The organism is Sphingobium limneticum (assembly GCF_008710155.1).
GTDB lineage: Bacteria > Pseudomonadota > Alphaproteobacteria > Sphingomonadales > Sphingomonadaceae > Sphingobium > Sphingobium limneticum.
The window spans coordinates 22,926-40,860 of sequence record NZ_VYPZ01000018.1 but is presented as its reverse complement, the minus strand read 5'-3'; the positions used below and the strand labels follow the sequence as shown (position 1 = coordinate 40,860).

Genomic DNA, 17,935 nt, shown 5'->3' with positions numbered 1-17,935 from the left:
GATTCATGCTGATGCCAATGCCCCCATCGTCACATAATCCAGCTTGCCCGTGCCCAACACCGGGAGGGCGTCCACTTCGCGAATGTCACGGGGAATGGCCAGTTCGGTGATACCGTTCGAACGGCCCCAAGCCTGGAGATCGCTCGCCTTCGCCCCTTTGCGCGTGGTGAACAGGACCAGCTGTTCGCCTTTGCGTGCGTCGGGACGCGTGACGACGGCATGTTCGGCATCGGGCCACAGTGCAGACGCATAGCCCTCTACGGCAGGAAGGGAGATCATCTCTCCGCCGATCTTGGCGAAGCGCTTGGCGCGCCCGCGAATGGTGACGAAGCCTTCGGAGTCGATCGTCACGATATCGCCCGTGTCGTGCCAGCCATCTGCGGGCGGTTGCAGGACGCCGGGCGCATCCGCCTTCATATAGCCCGCCATGATGTTGGGTCCACGGATCGACAGCCGTCCGCCTTCGGTGATGCCGGGAACCTCGTCCAGTTGCGGCACGATGCCGGGCAGCAGGCGGCCAACGGTGCCGGCGCGGAAGTGCATCGGCGTATTGACCGCGATCACAGGGCCAGCCTCGGTCGCGCCATAGCCTTCCAATATGCGCAGGCCGAATTTGTCCGCATAGGCCTTGCGGGTTTCGTCGCGCACCCGCTCGGCGCCCGCGAAGATGTAGCGCAGCGAATAGAAGTCGTAATTATGCGCCATGCGGGCATAGCCCGACAGGAAGGTGTCCGTGCCGAACAGGATCGTGGCGTTGCTGTCATAGGCGAGCGCCGGCACGATCCGATAGTGAAGCGGGCTGGGATAGAGCAACGTCTTCACGCCGTGAAGGATCGGCAGCAGCGTGCCGCCGGTCAGGCCGAAACTGTGGAAAACGGGCAGGGCGTTCAACACCGTGTCGGCGGTGTTGAAATCGATCCGCGCGGCGAGTTGGCGGCAATTCGACAGCAGGTTGTGATGGGTCAGCACCACACCCTTGGGCAGGCCTTCTGAACCACTGGTAAAGAGGATGACGGCGGGCGCATCGGGCGCGATGCGCAGTTTCTTGTGGCTGCGCGCGGCAAAGCGGCTGGCGATCATCGCGCGCAATTTCGCGCCCGTGCCGATGCGTGCACCGATATCTTCCAGCCACAGGATTGTGATGCCTTCGGCCTCCAGCGCCGTGACGATATCGCCCAGCTTGGCCTGGGTGATAAAGGCGCGGGCGGTGACGATGGTGCGCACCTGCGCGGCGGTGCAGGCGGCCTTCAAATTGGTAAGGCCGGCGGTGTAGTTGAGCATGGCTGGCACGCGGCCATGCGCCTGAAGCGCGAAGAAGGTGGCGACCACGGCCGAAACATTGGGCAACAGCACGCCGACCGCTTCGCCCTGCCGGGTCGCGGCGGCGAGCGGCTTGCCCAGTGCTAGGCTGCCGATGACCAGCCGATCATAGGTCATCGGCTCGCGCTTGATGTCCTCGACTACGGGCGCCTTGCCGCCATGAATGTGCCGGGCTTCCAGCAGCGCCTCGAACAGCGTTTCGTCGCTGTTCGACGTCGCGAAGATCATCGCGCTCATTTCATCATAGAGACGACGGCCGGCGATGGCGCGACGGGCGCGGGCGGTCATTTCCCCATCGATCGCGAAGCGGCGGGGGGGCAACACGGTCAGGCGGATCTTGGGGAAGCGGCGCAGGCGAACCTTGCCCCTCAGCCTTGAGAAGGGGGTATATTGCGCGCCGTCGATGCGCACGGGGATGATCGGTGCGTCCGCCTTGTCCGCGACCATGCCGGGACCATCGAACACTTTCATCAGCGCGCCGGTGACGGTGATGCGGCCTTCGGGGAAAATGACCAGCGTGCGCCCTTCGCGCACGGCCTTGACCATCGCCTTGGCCGCCATGGGATTGGTGGGGTCGACAGGGAAGGCGTCGAACAGCGGCAGGAAAGGCTTGATCCACCAGGCTTTGGCGATGCGGGTGTGGACCGCGAAGGTCGGCTTGCCCGGCAGGAAAGCGGCGAGCAGCAGGCCGTCGAGGAAGGAGACATGGTTCACAACGACCACGGCGGGCGATCCGGCGGCGGGCATGTTTTCCGCCCCCGTCACATCGACCCGGTAGAGCAGGCGCAGGATGCCGCGGAAAATGGCCTTGATCACGGTTTCGGGCAGCAGCCAGCAGGATATGAGCGCGATCGTCAGCGTGGCAAAGCCCATCGCGCCGATGACGCCGGGGACATCGACGCCGCGCGCGAGCATCAGCGTGACGACCGCCACCACCGCCACGCTGACGGCGGCGTTGACGATATTGTTGGCGGCTATGGTGCGCGACCGTTCCTCACGCGGGGCGTGGGTCTGGAGGATCGCATAGAGCGGCACGATGAACATGCCACCGGCAAAGGCGATACCGAACAGGTCGATCAGAATGCGCCAGCTGCCCGCCGAGGCGACGAAGGTCGCAATACCGGCGTTCGGGCCAGTGGGGACGTAGCTGCTGGTCGACAGCCACAGGTCGATCATGAAGCCGGCGAGCGCCAGCGCCGATATGGGTACGAAGCGGGCCGACACTTCACCGGCCAGCAGGCGATTGACCAGTAGCGATCCAAGCGCGACGCTAAGCGAGAAGACCAGCAGGAACAGGGTGGCGACCTCTTGCCGGGCGTGCAGCACGCCACTGACCAGCGGTGCGAATTCGGACAGCAGAACCGCGCCGACCGCAAAGAACCAGCTGATCCCCAGGATCGAAAGCCATACGCCCCGACCATGGCGGGCGGCCTTCAATATCTGCCAGGTGCTGCGGAAGATGTTGGGATCGACCTTCAACCCCTGCGCCACTGGCGGGGCAGCAGGAACGGCGAGGCTTGTGAGGAAACCCAGCACGGCAATGCCCACCGCGGCGAGGCCAGCGGTCAGCGCCGGAATGACGCCGGCCAGCAACTGTCCGCCCAATATGGCGAGGAAGGTGCCGGCCTCGATCAGGCCGGTGCCACCCATCAGTTCGTGCGATCCCAGATGCTGCGGCAGGATCGAGAATTTGACGGGGCCAAAGATGGTCGAATGCAGGCCCATCAGGAACAGGCAGCCGAGCAGCAGCGGCACCGATTGCAGAGTGAAGCCGATGAGCGCGAGGGCCATGATGACGATTTCGGCCGCCTTGACCGCGCGTACCAGCTTCGCCTTGTCCCAGGCGTCGGCAATCTGGCCGGCGATCGCGGAAAAGAGGAAATAGGGCAGGATGAACAGGCCGGTGGCGACCGTCGCCAGCAATCCGGCCTTGTCCGGCTCGGTCCGGAACAGCACGAAATTGGCGAGGAACAGCAGCGCGAACTTGAGCAGATTGTCGTTGAACGCACCCAGAAACTGGACGACGAACAAGGGCGCGAAGCGACGTTTTCCTAACAGCGATAGATCAGGTGCAGACATGATTTGGAACCCCCGTGGATGAGAGCAATAGGCAGGAAGTATAGACGGGACGTTAATCGGCGTCGCTTTTGAGCTGGCGGCTGTAGAGCCAGCCGATGCCGATCAGGCTGAAGCCAAGCGCAAGGAAAGAGGCGATGCGGAGCAAACCGGTCAGGCCCGCCGCGTCGAGCAGGAACACCTTGGCCACCGCGCTCAGCATCAGCAGCAGGGACGCGATGCGCCAGTCCCGATTGCCGATGCGGATGCCCCGCAGCAGGAAACCTATGGCAAGGCCGATGGCCAGGACCGATCGGCCGATATCCTCCCCCATCGCCAGATGCGGGCCGTTGAGGAGCGATCCTTCGAACAGTTGGCGCAGAACATTATAGGCGAAGAAGAGGATGAGCAGCATTTGCGCGCCTTGGATTGGTCGGTCGAAACGGACGGTCAGATCCGGCGCGATGCGGCGTGTCAGGCTGAGCGCCACGAAGGGCAGCGCGAAGGCGGGGAGCAGGAGCGTTATCAGCGGAAGCGTGCCCACGGCCTGGGTGGCCCAGAGTGGGTTGTGCAGGAACAGGCTGTAGAAAAGACTGTGTGCGAGTGCGGCGGCGATCAGGCCCAAAGCGACCATCCGATGCTGCGCGAAATGCCAGATGACAAAGCCCGCACCGAGCAGCAGCGCTTCCCACACTGTGCGTTCGGCAAGACCGGCGTGGATGAAGCCGGCATGACTGTCGATGGCAAACAGCTGCTTGTAGCCGATGTGCATGGCGACAGCGCCCATCAGGATCGCGGCGGCGACACCGGCACGACGCGCGATCATGCCGAACCGCCCGCGCCACAGCGTCAGCGCAACGAGCGCGGCGGGCAGGGCGAGGCGGCGCAGCATATCAGACATATCGGGCAAGTTGCTTGCCAGCATCGGCTGACCGACCAGCGATAGCATAGCCTGTCCGGTCCAGTGGAGCAGCGGCCACGCCGCCCAGAGCAGGACGACGAGCAGCATCGTCGCGATCGCAGGCAGCAGGCGCTGCGGCGACAGACGGCGCGTGGCTTGCGCCAGCAGGGGCAGTGACAGCGCGGTGATCGGCGCCAGCCAGAGCGCAGGAACGACCTGCGCCACGGTGCCATAGGCGGTAATGGCGGCGGCGGCCTGCGCGACGACGCGTCCTTCGGCAAAGCGTGCGCGCCAGGCGAACAGGGCGGCGACGGCTGCAACCACACTCCAGCGCAGCATGGCGGAAAGCGGGGCGATGGCCGTCGCATCGCCGATCAGGCGCAGGCTTTCCTCCATACCGCGATCCCCCATGAACAGAGAGGTGAGCGCGACGAAGGTGAAGACCCAGCCGCTATATTCGACGCGATAATCCTGCGCCTGTTCGGACAGGGTCAGCAGCGCCGCGCCGACCAGTGCCAGCGTGACCGGCGCCAACCAGCCGGGCAGGCCGAAAGCGCCCGCGACGGTCAGCAGGACGGCGGCGCCGGTTGCCAGCATGACGAAACGCGCACCATGTTTCCGGTCCGCACGACGCCAGCCCTGCGCCATGCCCGATAGCGGGAGGGCGGCAGCAAGGAGAGCGATCAGGGCGAAACGGATATCGTCGGCTGGCGCGGCGCGGTAGAAATGGATGGCCGCGACGGCGAGGCCGCCCAGTGCAACCGCAACGACCTGACCCGCTTCGATCAGGCCGCCAGCCGGACGCCAGAGCCGCCGGAGCGCGGCGCTGCCATAGAGGGCGGCAATGCCCGTGATGACTAGCGTGAAGGACAGCAGCGGCGGCGACGGCCACACGCCTGCGAGCAGCAACGCGATGCCGAGGCCCACGGGGACCAGGCGACGAAGCGAGGGTTCGTGACCGCTCAGCCAGAGCAAGGCAATCGAAAGGAGGCCAAACAAGGCCCAGTGGAGCGGCGCGAAGCCACCGGTCGCGACCAGTGCCGCCATCTGCGCGGCAGCCACGGTGGCGGACACGGCACGGATCAGGGTGGCGCGGCTGCCGGAGAAGGCGAGGAGCGGGAAGCCGATGCCCAATGCCAGGATCAACAGGCCGACAGAGAGCGCTGACGCGACGTCGAGCGCGCCGGTCAGGATCAGCAGGCTACCCCAGCCAGCGCCGCCGACCAGCGCGCCGACGCCCAGCCATAGCCAGCGCTGGGTGCGGGACAGGGTGCAAAGACCGCCGATCGCGAGCGCAAGATAGCAGGACAATAACGGCACATTGGGTTCGCTCGATCCCGCCAGCGCCGGCGCGGCGAGGCCGCCGACCAGCCCCAGCAGCGCGCTCGGCGCGCCAAAGCGCAGCGATAGAGCCATGGCGAGCCCGGTCACGGCGGCCAGGCCGGCAAAGGCGGTCGTCGGGCCGATGAGATGATAAAGGTTGGCGGCAGTCAGGATGGCGGCATAGAGCGTGGCGATGCCGGCGCCGGCCAGGGCCTGCCGCACGCGCGGATCGCGCAGGCGCTCCTCCTGCCGCAACGCGCCTTCCGCTGCGGCGATCAGGCTGCCACCGAATAGCAGGCCCAACATCACGCGGACGACCGGCGACAAAAGGCCGGTATCGATGGAATATTTGACGAGCAATATGCCCGCGACCGCCAGCGTGATGCCACCCGCCCAGATAGGCAGGCGGCGGCCGAACAGATCCTCGAACGCGGAGCCGGGACGCGACGAGGCGGCGGCCTGTCTGACAGGCGCGGGCACGGGCGGAGTACCGATGGCCGGTTCCGGCGCGGCGATGGGTGGTGCTGGGGGAGGGGGCGGCGCGGCCGGTTCCGGCCGGCTGACTTTCGCGGGCTCGACTAGTGTAGCAACAGGTGCGACTGGTTCTGGGCGCGGCGTGGCTTGCGCCTTAGCAGGTGCGCGGGTGAAGGGAGACGGCCTGACAGGTGGCGGGGCCAAGTCCGCGCGGACGAGCGATGTATCCATCTCGATCAGCGCAAGGCGCGTTTCGAGCCGTTTCATACGAGTCCGGGTGTCGAACAGCACGACCCCCAGCACGACCAGGACCAGCATAACCAGCATGACTCACCCTCCAGTTGGTCAGCAGGAGATAGATTTTAATTAGACAGTGTTCAATTAAAATATTAGACAGTGTTCAATTAAATTTCTAGAGCGGCTTCATGGGCAGACGATCCGATCATAGCCGCGCCGAACTGGAAGCGTTGATCCTGACAGAAGGGCATCGCCATATGGCGGAAGTGGGCTTTGCCCGCTTTTCCGCGCGCGAAGTCGCCAAGCGCATCGGCTATGCCGTGGGAACCCTCTATAATGTGTTCGGCAGTTACGATCGGCTGATCGTGGCGATCAACACGCGCACGTTCGAACAATGGGCCGCGCATCTGGAAGAGCGGCTAGCCCGGCCATCGACAGATCGCATCGCGGCGCTGGTGGAGGGCTATTTCAGCTTCGCAGCGGACCATATGCCTTTATGGACGGCCATATACGACCATCGGCTGCCGCCTGATATGGCGATGCCGGAAGGCTTTGCGGCACGGCGCGGGGCGCTGACCGATGTGGTTGTGCGCGAAGTCGCGGCGGTCTTGTCGCCCGATATGCAGGATCGGGCGCCGCGCTTGGCCCGGTCGCTGGTAGCGACCGTCCACGGTCATTGCATCTTTGCGCTTAACGGAAGTTTTGCCCTTTTGGGCGAAACCGCGCCGCTGGACATGGCGATCGCGCGGGTCAAGGAGTCGCTATCAGCAGCCGGCGCGCGTCTGTAGCATCGGCTGTGGAAGGGGAGTATGGACGATGAAATGGCTCGAGAATCTGGAGCGTGACTTGCAATCGCCCTTGGCCGTGCGGCGGTTCGGCAGCGGCTGGTTTTCCGGTTTCTTCGGTCTGCTCCTGGCTGTCACCGGCCTTTGCCTCGTCGTGGCGCTCCGCTGGCCCGACTGGTTCGCGATGCCCGAATTGGCACCGCTGCGTGATTCCAGCAGCCTGCGTCCGGCGGTGCACCTGATCCTGATCGCTGGCTATGGCCTGGCGTTGCTCAGCTTGTTGCTTCGACCACGCAAGGCGATCGGCGCCACCGCTCTGGTGATCGCATTGATCGCTACATTGCTCGGCGGCGCGGATGTCCAGCCGCGTGAAACCCATGACTGGGGCGTGTTCTTCGGTGTCGATTTCTTTGCGGTCAACATGATCGTGACCGGGCTGATGTTCGCGCCGATCGAAAGGCTGTTTCCGCGCCGCCGTGAGCAGCGCCTGTTCCGGCAGGAATGGCGTGAAGACCTGTTTTATTATCTGCTCAGTTCCATGCTGGTGCAGCTCATCACCTTCCTTGCGCTCGCGCCGTCCGGGTTCATCAATGCGTCGACCGGCGGGCTGGCGGGCATCCGGGCCATGGTGGCGAGCCAGCCCTGGGCGCTCCAGTTTCTGGAGGTCGTGCTGCTGACCGACCTTGCCCAATATTGGTTCCACCGCGCCTTCCACCGCGTGCCGTTCCTCTGGGGCTTCCACGCCGTGCATCATTCGGCCAAGTCCATGGACTGGCTTGCCGGCGCGCGCATGCATTTCTTTGAAATTATAGCGCTGCGCAGCGTCACGTCGCTGCCGCTGTTGACCTTCGGCTTTTCGCCTTCGGTGATGCAGGCCTATATCGGCTTCGTCTACATCTACTCCTCGTTGCTGCACGCCAATCTGGGGGGCGACCTCAACTGGCTCGGCCGTTTCGTCGCGACGCCTCGCTTCCACCATTGGCATCATGGTATCGAGGCGGTGGCGGTGGACAAGAATTTCGCGATCCACTTCCCTTTCCTCGATCGATTGTTCGGCACCCATCATTTGCCCGACGGTGTCTGGCCGAGCGGTTACGGCGTTCCCGAAAATGTGCCCCAGGGCTATTGGTCTCAATTCGCCTATCCCTTTCGTCGGAAAGCAGATGCGCCAGGCGGCGGATAGAGAATGAGTTCGGCAACAGCAGATGGTTCGTAATCAGTAACAAGCAGTCGGCGCCTGCGTAGCTGAACGATCGAAATCGAGCGGCTGAGCTCGGCTTTCACCGGCATTTTCGGCGGTTATCATGACAAACAGTGATGCGTCACGGAGCGCCTGCACTGCACCTGCTTCATCGCGCCAGAACAGGATCGGCTCGCTATGCAAGCGAGCCGACGGCAAGCCGCCCGACTTCACTTCGTCGGCCCAAGAGAGGCCTGCAGGCGCGTTGGACCGCAGCGCCCCGCTTTGCGACTTTATCCAATTCCAGAAATCGGCCGGATGGATCCTTTGTGCCATCCCGTCTTGTAAATCGCGCAACATGTACTAGATGGTACACAGCGTCGCGGCCGCGACGATCTGGCGGATCAGCTTTTTTCCGACCCCCAGAGCGGCACTCTCCGACGCCCATAAGAGATGAAGGAGGTGCCACGTGTCAGGCACGAAAATGCACGGCCATCCGCTTGTTCGCGGATGGCTGCTTCTGTTGGGGGCGGTAATAGTTGCCGCTGGACTGCTGTTCACGATCGGCGGGGTGAAGCTCGTTGGCCTTGGCGGCAGCCCATATTTCCTGATCGCCGGAATTGCGCTTTTCGGCGCCGGCATACTTATCATGTTGCGCAGGGCAGGTGGCGCATGGCTGTTTGGCGCCATCCTTCTGCTCACCCTTTGCTGGGCGCTGTGGGAAGTGGGTTTCAGCTTCTGGCCGCTAATCTCCCGCCTTTTGGCGTTTGGGGTCGGCGCTACCGTCGTGTCCCTATCCTATCCGTTGCTGCGTCGGCGGGATGGCTCCAAGCCGTCCTGGCGACCCGCTCTGATCGTGGCTGCGCTGCTTGGCCTATGTTCGACAGGCGGCGTATCGGGAATGTTCATGGCTCATCCCACGGTGCCCTTCGCGGGGAAGGCCGATGCTCTCACCCCGGTCGATGCTGCGCATGAGCAGAAGGATTGGACCGCTTATGGTAATACGCCCGGTGGCAGCCGTTTCGTCGCCCTTGATCAGATCACCCGCGACAATGTGAATAATCTCAAGGTCGCCTGGACCTATCGCACCGGCGACATCGCGCAGAGCGACGGCAATGGCGCGGAGGATCAGAATACCCCGCTCCAGATTGGCGATACGGTCTTCATCTGTACCCCGCACAATAATGTCATTGCGCTCGATGCCGATACCGGCCGCGAAAAATGGAAGACGATCGTCAATGCCAAGGCTTCGGTCTGGATGCGTTGCCGCGGCCTTGCCTATTTCGACGCCCGTGCACCGCTCAATCAACCCAGCCTGCCCGGCGCGACCCCGGTCACGCCCGTCACCGTGCCGACCGGCGCCGCGTGCCAGCGCCGCATCCTTATGAACACGATCGACGCCCGCCTGATCGCGCTTGACGCCGACACCGGCAAATATTGCGCCGACTTCGGCGCGAAGGGCATCGTTGATCTGAAATCTGGCTTGGGCGACGCGCCCGATCCGCAATATCAGCTCACGTCCGCCCCGACCCTGGCCGGCACAACCGTCGTCATCGGTGGCCGTGTCGCCGACAATGTCCAAGTCGACATGCCCGGCGGCGTGATGCGCGGCTTCGACGTCATCACCGGCAAGCTGCGCTGGGCCTTCGATCCCGGCAACCCCGCCATCACCGGCATGCCGGCGGCTGGTCAGACCTATACCCGTTCGACCCCGAACGTGTGGGCCGCCATGTCCTACGACCCGGCCTCCAATACCGTGTTCATGCCGGTGGGTAGCGCTTCGGTCGATCTCTATGGCGTAACGCGCAGCGCACTCGATCATGAATATGGCGCCTCGATGCTCGCGCTCGATGCGACCACCGGCCGCGAAAAATGGCATTTCCAGACCGTCCATAACGATCTGTGGGACTTTGACCTGCCCATGCAGCCCAGCTTCGTCGACTTCCCGGTCGATGCGAAGCGCAAGGTGCCCGCACTGATCTTCGGCACCAAGGCGGGGCAGATCTATGTCCTCGACCGCGCCACTGGCACGCCGTTGACACGGGTCGAGGAAGTCCCGGTCAAGGCCGCCGACATCAAGGGTGAGCCTTATGCGCTGACCCAGCCAAAGTCGCTCGGCATGCCGCAGATCGGCGTCGGCGCGCTGACTGAAGCCGACATGTGGGGTGCCACGCCGTTCGACCAGCTGCTTTGTCGCATCGCGTTCAAGAGCATGCGTTACGAAGGGCTGTACACCGCGCCCGGCACGGACAAGTCGCTCAGTTTCCCCGGATCGCTCGGCGGCATGAACTGGGGCGGGGTTTCGACCGACCCGACCACCGGCACCGTGTTCATCAACGACATGCGCCTTGGCCTGTGGGTTCAGATGTTCCCGCAGACGGCGGCACAGCGCGGCCAGTCGGGTAGCGCGGGCGAAGCGGTCAACACCGGCATGGGCAGCGTGCCGCTCAAGGGAACGCCCTATTCGGTGGTGAAGGATCGCTTCCTTTCGGCGCTCGGCATTCCCTGTCAGGCACCGCCCTATGGCACGCTGACCGCCGTCGACCTCAAGAGCCGCGCCATCAAATGGCAGGTTCCGGTCGGCACGGTGCAGGATACCGGCCCCATGGGTATCCGCATGGGCCTGCCCATCCCGATCGGCATGCCGACGCTGGGCGGAACGCTGGCGACGCAGGGCGGCCTCGTTTTCATCGCCGGTACGCAGGATTTCTACCTGCGCGCATTCAGCGCGGCGACCGGCAAGGAAGTGTGGAAAGCCCGCCTGCCCGTCGGCAGCCAGGGGGGCCCGATGAGCTACAAGTCGCCCAGAACCGGCAAGCAATATGTCGTGGTGACGGCGGGCGGTGCGCGCCAGTCCACCGACCGGGGCGATTATGTCATCGCTTATGCGCTGAAATGAGAGACGGCGCGGCGTCCCGGACGCCGCGCCCCCCTATGCCGGTTTTAACATCTTTCACATGCTGCTCGCCCCTGATCGGGGCGCGTGAGACGGAGGGGGCTTTGGCCCACCATATTCATATTCCCGGTCGCCTGACCATGATTGGCCTGCTGCTTGCCCTGCCTTTGATGAGCATCGACGCTTATGGCGCCGACATGCCCAACGCCACGGCACTGGCGGCAAATGCCGCCGCCATGCCTGCATCCTCGCAGGAGGCGACGACGGCTGCGACCATATTGGCGCCCGCTGCTGCTCCGTCCCGCCCGGCCCCGCCGCGTGAGACGTTGACGGGCGACTGGGGCGGCCTGCGCACTCGTCTCAAGCAGGCGGGCGTCACCGTGCGCGCCGACTATGTGTCGGAAAGCTTTTCCGCCGTCGACGGCGGCGAGCGGCGCGGCACCGCCTATACGCAACAATTGCGGGGCGGTTTGGACTTCGACATGGGCAAAATCGCTGGCTGGTCAGGCGCGACCTTGCACCTGACGTTCAACGACCGGCGCGGCATCGGCATCTCGTCCGACTATATCGGCAACCGCCTGCCCGTTCAGGAGGCCGCCGGCGGCTATTATGCCCGCCTCGCCGAATTCAGTTACGAACAATCTTTGCTCGACGGTCGCCTTAACCTTAGGCTGGGCTACTTCGCCATGGGCAATGATCTGGGCGGCATGATCCTGGGCTGCAATTTCGTCAACGCCGCCTTTTGCGCCCATCCGTTGTCGGAATCGGGTAATAGTGGATGGTATAATTATCCCAATGCCCGCTGGGGCGCGGCCGTGCGCTACCGCATCCGTCCCGACGTCGCGATCCGCACCGGCGTCTATCAGGTCAATCCACGCCTCAATGAAGAACGCGCCGCCTGGCGTCCGTTCACCGGCGGAACGACCGGCATGCTGATGCCGCTGGAGGTCGAATATGATCCGGGCATCTTACCAGGCAGCCGAGTGCTGCCGGGCCATTACAAGCTTGGCGTCTATTATGACACCTCGCGCGCCGACCGTCGCGGCGAGCTGGGCATGTTGCGCGGTCGCTATGGCATTTATGCTCTCGCCGATCAGATGATCCTGCGCGAAGGAACCGGTGACCGCGGCCTCTCCATCTTTGCCCAGTTTACCGCCAACCCGCCATCCTCGGCGCAGATCACGCGCTGGTATGCGGCAGGCTTGGTCAAGACCGGCACGTTCCCCGGCCGCGACGCCGACACCATTTCGCTTGGCATCGTACATGCGCAGGTGAACCCACGCCTGCGCCATGCCCAGGCCGACCTCGCCACCGATGCACTGGTCGAGGGCTATGCTTCGCTCCCTTCAGGCGAAACCGCAATCGAAGCCAGCTACGGTATCCAGATAGCCCGCTGGCTCAGCGTCCGGCCCGACGTGCAATATATTCTCGACCCCGGCGCCTTCGCCTATCGCCGAACCCCTGATGCACTCGCGCTGGGCGGTCAGATCAAGATGCAGTTTTGACCCAAGCCCATGACCATAACCCAGCCTCTATGGATCGACCCGACAATGGCGCAGCGCAGTGTCGATCACTCGCGCCCGACGTCGGCTCTTGGCCGCCTGACGCTCGGTGAAATTCTGCCTGTCCATGCCTCGCTTTGCGATGGTGAGCGACCTATTGCAATGTACGACCGGCGCGTGGAAGACCGTTCCATCACCCTGTCGATCGAGGAGGAATACGCTTGATCCCCGACAAGAAGATCCAGATCGTCATCGTCGGTGGCGGCGCCGCCGGCATCGAACTCGCGCGAAAACTCGGCGCCCGATACGGTCGCAAGCGTCACGACATCATCCTGATCGACCGCAATCGCACCCATATCTGGAAGCCGCTGCTGCACGAAGTCGCGACCGGATCGCTCGACGCCAGCCTGGATGAAGTAGGTTATCGCAGCCACTGTCACCGCTGGGGTTATCGCTATCTCTATGGCACGTTGCAGGGCATCGACCGCGCGGCGCGGCGCGTCCATATCGCGCCTGTCTTCGATCCCAAGGGGCGCGAAGTGGTCGGCGCCCATTCGGTCCGGTACGATTATCTGGTGCTGGCCTATGGATCGGTCACCAATGATTTCGGGACGCCGGGCGTTGCGGAGAATTGCCTGTTCCTAGACAGCCGGGTTCAGGCGGACGGCTTCCGCGACCAACTGCTCGACCATTGCCTGCGCGTGTCGCGCGCCATGTCTGCCGATCCGGGATCCGACGCACGGGTCCGGATCGCGATCGTCGGCGGCGGAGCGACCGGGGTCGAGCTGGCGGCGGAACTCTATAATGCCGCTGATGCGCTGGGATATTACGGGCTGGAGGTGTTCGATCGCCAGCGGATGGACGTAACCCTGTTGGAGGCAGGGCCACGTATCCTGCCAGCCTTGCCCGACCGGCTGGCCGACGCCGCGCGGGAGGAACTGGAGGCGCTGGGCGTCAAGGTCCGCGCCGGTGTGGCCGTCACCGCCTCCACCCCGCTTGGGATGGAAACGAAGGATGACGGTTTCGTCCCCGCCGATCTTCAGGTCTGGGCCGCAGGCGTAAAGGCGGCGCATATCCGCGACGGGTTGGATGGGTTGGAGCTTTCCCGCGCCGGTCAGGTCATCGTGCGGCCGACGCTCCAGAGCTTGGCCGACCCACATGTCTTCGCCATGGGCGATTGCGCATCCTGCACGCCCGAGGGCGCCGACCGGCCGATTCCGCCGCGTGCGCAGGCGGCGCACCAGATGGCCGATACCGTCTTTGCCAATCTTGGCCGCCTGATGGCAAATCGTCCGCTCAAAAATTTCGAGTATAAGGATCACGGCTCACTGGTCTCGCTCAGCCGCTATTCGACGGTCGGCTCGCTGATGGGCAAGCTGGTGGGCGGTCGCATGGCGGTGGAAGGGCGGCTGGCCCGCTTCGTATACATGTCGCTTTATCGTATGCATTTACTCGCCGTGCACGGAAAGATCCGCGGCCCTGCTCTCATAATAGTCAGTCATATCAACCGTTTCGTGCGTCCACGACTGAAACTTCATTGAATTTAGGGTCGCTATATTGCTGCGACGATCGGACCGGTGCCCTATTCTTCATGCAATGGCGTGCGGCGGATTTGGCGCTACGGCCACAGGAAACCCGAAATTCCGATGGTTGCTGCGCATGTGCAACATGTCTCAAGCACGTAGCAGATGAGCGTGGGTAGCAAATTTGAACTCACCCTAATTTAGATCGTTCACTTGCCTCGGAGAGTGAGATGGATGCTAAATTCGATTGTGTTGCCGATCCTCGTCGCAATCTGATGCGGGTAAAGATGGCAGGATTTTTCAGTGAGGAGGATGTGCAGCGCTTTGCCGGTGCCTATCGCTCGTTGTTGCCGCAACTCGACGCTCCCGGACATTTGACGCTGGTGGACATCAAGCAGATGCAAATCCAGCCGCAATCGGTGGTGGGTGCCTTTTCCACACTTCTCGCGTCACCCGACGTGCGATCGCTACGACTTGCTTTTGTCTGTAGTTCAACTCTGGCCCGCCTCCAGGCGCAGCGACTGACCGATCGGGCAGGCGTCAGGTTTTTTGAAGATGAGGCCGAGGCAGAGACATGGCTGCTCGGATAAAAGCCGTTTTGCGTCCGTTCTGCGCCGTTCATTGCTGCGAGCGGGCAAATTCCATTTCCCAAAAGCTGCCGTTCTTTCAGATTTCCATCATGCAACAGGCGACGCAAAAGCGGTCGGTCGGCGATCGCCAGATTTGACCATCCTCGATCCGGGGCAGTGCCGAAAATATCCTCAACACTTACCCGGCAGAAGCAACCAACCAGGCGGTTCGCGGCCTCATCTATTCGCGCAATGCGCCCTATGACACAGATGGTGGCCAATATTATGTCCGCTTGGGCCTGACCTTCTGATCGGTTAGGGATGGGATATGGATATCAGCCGCAGACAGATGATGTTGGCCACGGCGGTTACGCCGGTTGCGGGACGGTTGGATGCCGCCCTGTCGCCGGCCGCCGTCGTTCGTCCCGATGATGAAGGCTATTGGGCAAAGGTCGCCGCTCACTATGACGTCACCCGCGATGTCATCCAGTTGGAAAACGGCAATTGGGGCATGATGTCCCAGCCGGTTCTCGAGCGCTATGAGCAGGCTGTGCGCCGGGTCAATCGAGAGACCAGCTATTATGCCCGGCGCGGCCTTACGCCGGACCTGATCGCCGTACGGGATCGCGTGGCGGCCAAAATGGGCGTCGCACCCCAGGAAATCGCCTTCACCCGCAACGCGACCGAAGCGTTGAAGGCGCTGATCGGCGGCTATAATCGGCTACGACCGGGTGATGCGGTGCTCTATGCCGATCTCGACTATGATAGCATGCAGGCCTGTTTTGACGCGCTCAAGCACAGCCGTGGCGTAGATGTCGTGCGGATCGACCTGCCCGAGCCGGCTACCTATCAGGGACTGATCGACGCCTATGACGCCGCGCTCAAGGCCAATCCGAAAACCCGCCTGATCCTCCTGACGCATCTCAGCCACCGTACCGGCCTGGTGGTTCCGGTAAAGGAAATCGTGGCGCTGGCCCGCGCACGCGGCGTGGATGCGATCCTCGATGCGGCACATAGCTGGGGCCAGCTCGATTTTCGTCCTGCCGATCTCGATGCCGATTTCATCGGATTCAACCTGCATAAATGGTGGGGCGCGCCGTTGGGCGTAGGGGTTGTCTATATCCGTAAGGACAAGATCGATCTGATCGATCCGGACAGCGCCAACAGCCCGCCATTTGCCATCAGCGCCTACTCACGGGTCCATACCGGCACGGTGGATTTCGCCGCTCAACTGACCGTTCCGGCTGCTCTGGATTTTCAGGATGGTATAGGCGATGCGGCCCGCGCCGCGCGTCTGCGCCATCTTCGCGATCTATGGACGGAAAATTTGCGGGGAGCCAAGGGTCTGGAGATACTGACGCCTGCTGACCCTCGCCTACATGGCGGTATCACCTCGTTTCGTTTCGAGGGGCGTGCCAGCGTGCAGGACAACGTCAATATCGCCAAGCGTCTGCTGGACGAGCATCGGATGTTCACGGTCCATCGTGACGGACCCGCGCGCGGGGCGTGTATTCGTGTTACGCCAGCCTTGTTCAATAATGCGGCAGATATGGCTGCACTGGAAAAGGCGATTCGATCGCTTCTGCCTCCCGGTTAAGATCGAAATGCAGATAAAGGTATAGAACTCTGCGCGATATTCATGCCGAATTACAGGATTTATCCGGCTATACCCCGGAATGATGAATATTTGCGGAGATCCAAGTGGAATTTCCGCATGTGCATGACTGTATTTGAAATATAGCGGCGTATGTGAAATTTGACTGGTCCCCGCTTCGGAGCCGATCCACACTTCCTGTCTAAAACCGGGCAGTCATTTAGGCGACCCCATCAAAATCATGGCGGATAGGAATGCCTTTGCGATTCAGAATTGCCGCAAAACCGCTATAAAATCAGTAATTTGTCACCTAGATCGGCGCACCGGGCAGATGGTGATCGCGCCAAGCACGGCGAAGAGGCAACCGACGATATAGATGGCGGCATAGCCATTGCCATGCGCATTGCCGATCACGAGAATGACCGGCGCAATGGCGGGGGCGAGCGACTGGGGCAGGCTGTTGGCGATCTGGAACACGCCCATATCCTTGGCGCTGTCCTCCGGCCGGGGCAGGATGGCGGCGAGCAGGGCCAGGTCGACCGCGAAATAAAGGCCCTTGCCTATACCCGCCATGGCGACGCCGACCAGGAATTGCGAGACGGACGGGGCGAGCGCGATCGTCAGGAAACCGGCGCCCTCCAGCGCGGCGGCGAGGAAGACCAGCGGCTTGCGGCGGCCGGTCCAGTCGGTGATGAAGCCGCCGACCAGCGAGATGGCGATGGTGGCAGTGGCGATGATCGCCATGGATTTGACCATGACCTGCGTTGCATCGGCCTTGGGCAGCGAGAGCTGGTCGGTCAGGAAGAAAAGCTGGTAGGTCAGCAGGAACGACCAGGCCATCATGATGAGGAAGCGGCTGCCAAAGGCCCAGCTGAAGTCCCAGTCGCGAAACGGCGCGCCGATCGCGCGCAGCATGGCGATGGGGCCGAGGCGGCGGTCGTCACCGCCGTCGGCCGGGCGATCGGGCAGGATCAGACACAAGATAGTGATGCTGATGATCGTGATGGCGAAAGGCGCGAGGAACATCAGCAGAGGCGAGCCCTGCGTATATTGGGTGATCCAGCTGCCCGCGAAGGTGCCCATGGTCGATGTCATGCCCAGCATGCCCGCGACCCGGCCCTGCCAGCGGACCGGGATGACGTCCGGCAGGATCGGCAGGCACCCCGCCTGAATGGCGTTGAACCCGGCTTGGCAGATGATCCAGCCCACGCCCAGCAGCAGCAGATTGGGCGCGAGGCCGAGCAGCAGCAGACCAGCGCCCGCGACGACAAGGCCACCCAGCAACCAGGGCCGGCGGCGACCCAAGCGGCTGCGCGTCCGATCCGACAGGGCGCCGCAGATCGGCGTGGCAACCAGTGCGACGAAGCCGCCGATCGCCAGGATGATGCCGAGCCAGCGACCCTTTTCCGCTTCGCTCGCAATCTCGCCGACGCGCAGCGCCAGCGTCATCACCACCGGCGTCAGTAGTGCGACCCAGATGCCGAACTGGGCCAGCACATAGATGGCGACGAAACCCAGCGACACGGCGGGGCGGGTGGTTTCCGGCGAAGGGGATGCGGTCATCGACGCGAACTTT

At 63.2% G+C, this 17,935-nt stretch carries 12 protein-coding genes; 8 read left to right on the top strand and 4 right to left on the bottom strand.

Going from position 1 to position 17,935, the window contains the following annotated elements:
- Positions 1-3: 3 nt before the first annotated feature.
- Positions 4-3,399 carry an acyl-[ACP]--phospholipid O-acyltransferase gene (locus tag F4U94_RS17435; protein ID WP_172598861.1) on the bottom strand — a complete coding sequence of 1,132 codons (3,396 nt, stop codon included), beginning with the start codon at positions 3,397-3,399 and terminating at the stop codon, positions 4-6.
- 52 nt (positions 3,400-3,451) lie between these two features.
- Positions 3,452-6,400, bottom strand: a complete 2,949-nt coding sequence (locus tag F4U94_RS17430; protein ID WP_150412112.1) for a DUF2339 domain-containing protein — start codon at positions 6,398-6,400, stop codon at positions 3,452-3,454.
- A gap of 98 nt (positions 6,401-6,498) precedes the next feature.
- Here F4U94_RS17430 and F4U94_RS17425 point away from each other — a divergent pair, with 98 nt between their 5' ends.
- Together F4U94_RS17425 and F4U94_RS17420 are read left to right on the top strand one after the other, a co-directional pair.
- The gene (locus F4U94_RS17425) at positions 6,499-7,098 is read left to right on the top strand and encodes a TetR/AcrR family transcriptional regulator (RefSeq protein WP_120252625.1); all 600 of its coding nucleotides are present in this window, start codon (positions 6,499-6,501) and stop codon (positions 7,096-7,098) included.
- 28 nt (positions 7,099-7,126) lie between these two features.
- The gene (locus tag F4U94_RS17420) at positions 7,127-8,278 is read left to right on the top strand and encodes a sterol desaturase family protein (protein WP_120252626.1); all 1,152 of its coding nucleotides are present in this window, start codon (positions 7,127-7,129) and stop codon (positions 8,276-8,278) included.
- A gap of 33 nt (positions 8,279-8,311) precedes the next feature.
- Here F4U94_RS17420 and F4U94_RS17415 read toward each other — a convergent pair whose 3' ends face one another.
- Positions 8,312-8,635: a hypothetical protein gene (locus F4U94_RS17415; protein WP_145986277.1), complete on the bottom strand. Its 324-nt coding sequence runs from the start codon at positions 8,633-8,635 to the stop codon at positions 8,312-8,314.
- Between the two features lie 109 nt (positions 8,636-8,744).
- Here F4U94_RS17415 and F4U94_RS17410 point away from each other — a divergent pair, with 109 nt between their 5' ends.
- The 6 genes from F4U94_RS17410 (at position 8,745) to F4U94_RS17385 (ending at position 16,362) form a co-directional block, all read left to right on the top strand.
- Positions 8,745-11,174, top strand: coding sequence for a glucose/quinate/shikimate family membrane-bound PQQ-dependent dehydrogenase (locus tag F4U94_RS17410; RefSeq protein WP_232016497.1), 2,430 nt, complete (start codon positions 8,745-8,747; stop codon positions 11,172-11,174).
- A gap of 101 nt (positions 11,175-11,275) precedes the next feature.
- Positions 11,276-12,676, top strand: a complete 1,401-nt coding sequence (locus F4U94_RS17405) for a carbohydrate porin (protein WP_232016499.1) — start codon at positions 11,276-11,278, stop codon at positions 12,674-12,676.
- Between the two features lie 9 nt (positions 12,677-12,685).
- The gene (locus tag F4U94_RS17400) at positions 12,686-12,898 is read left to right on the top strand and encodes a hypothetical protein (RefSeq protein WP_120252629.1); all 213 of its coding nucleotides are present in this window, start codon (positions 12,686-12,688) and stop codon (positions 12,896-12,898) included.
- A complete protein-coding gene (locus F4U94_RS17395) occupies positions 12,889-14,214 on the top strand; it encodes an NAD(P)/FAD-dependent oxidoreductase (RefSeq protein ID WP_425505080.1) in 1,326 nt (441 codons plus the stop codon). Before F4U94_RS17400 ends, F4U94_RS17395 begins: the two co-directional genes overlap by 10 nt.
- A gap of 212 nt (positions 14,215-14,426) precedes the next feature.
- Entirely contained in the window at positions 14,427-14,786 is a 360-nt protein-coding gene (locus F4U94_RS17390) for a hypothetical protein (RefSeq protein ID WP_145986278.1), read from the top strand.
- Positions 14,787-15,114: 328 nt separating this feature from the next.
- Positions 15,115-16,362, top strand: a complete 1,248-nt coding sequence (locus F4U94_RS17385) for an aminotransferase class V-fold PLP-dependent enzyme (RefSeq protein ID WP_343032341.1) — start codon at positions 15,115-15,117, stop codon at positions 16,360-16,362.
- A 303-nt stretch (positions 16,363-16,665) separates the two neighbouring features.
- Here the strand turns inward: F4U94_RS17385 and F4U94_RS17380 are convergent, their stop codons facing one another.
- Positions 16,666-17,922, bottom strand: coding sequence for an MFS transporter (locus F4U94_RS17380; protein WP_120252633.1), 1,257 nt, complete (start codon positions 17,920-17,922; stop codon positions 16,666-16,668).
- Between the last annotated feature and the right edge of the window lie 13 nt (positions 17,923-17,935).